Raw genomic sequence first — 750 nt, 5'->3', positions numbered from 1 at the left:
CCATCGCGCTGCCCTCGCCATTGATATGCGTCTAGCTGAAGCCGACCCCGACAACGCCGAAGCACAACGCGACCTCAGCATCACCCACAGCAGACTCGGCGACATCGCCCACGCTCGCGGCAACCTCAACGACGCCGAGAACGCCTACCGCGCCGCCCTGAGCGCCTTGCAACGTGTGATGGACGCGGATGTAGCCGAAGGAGGACGTATCTATGGGCTCTTGCAGATCCGGATGGGCGACCTCGCCCACGATCGGGGCAACCTCAACGACGCCGAGACCGCCTACAACCGCGCCCTCACCGCATTCCAACACCTAATAGAGACCAACCCCGACGACACCGAGGCGCAACGCGACCTCAGCATCACCCACGGCAAGCTGGGCGACATCGCCCGGGAGCGCGGCAACCTCAACGACGCCGAGACCGCCTACAACTCCGCCCTCACCGCATTCCAACACCTAATAGAGACCAACCCCGACAACCCTGAAGCACAACGCGACCTCAGCATCACCCACAGCAGGCTCGGCGACATCGCCCGGGAGCGCGGCAACCTCAACGACGCCGAGACCGCCTACAACTCCGCCCTCACCGCATTCCAACACCTAATAGAGACCAACCCCGACGACACCGAGGCACAACGCGACCTAAGCATCGCCCAGAGCAAACTTGGCGACATCGCTCGAGATCGGGGCAACTTCAACGACGCCGAGAACGCCTACCGAACCGCGCTCGCCGTCCGAACCCACCTCGC

Annotated in this window: 1 protein-coding gene; it reads left to right on the top strand. The window is 64.0% G+C overall.

What is annotated here, in order from left to right; genetic code table 11:
* On the top strand, nt 1-750 hold a 750-nt coding region (locus tag KBX26_RS31980), incomplete at both ends, for a tetratricopeptide repeat protein (protein WP_210867118.1).

Origin of the sequence: Micromonospora sp. C97 (genome assembly GCF_018070385.1) — a bacterium.
GTDB classification, from domain to species: Bacteria; Actinomycetota; Actinomycetes; order Mycobacteriales; family Micromonosporaceae; genus Micromonospora; species Micromonospora parva.
The sequence above is the reverse complement of the archived record's forward strand: the minus strand, read 5'-3'. Positions and strand labels throughout refer to the sequence as shown.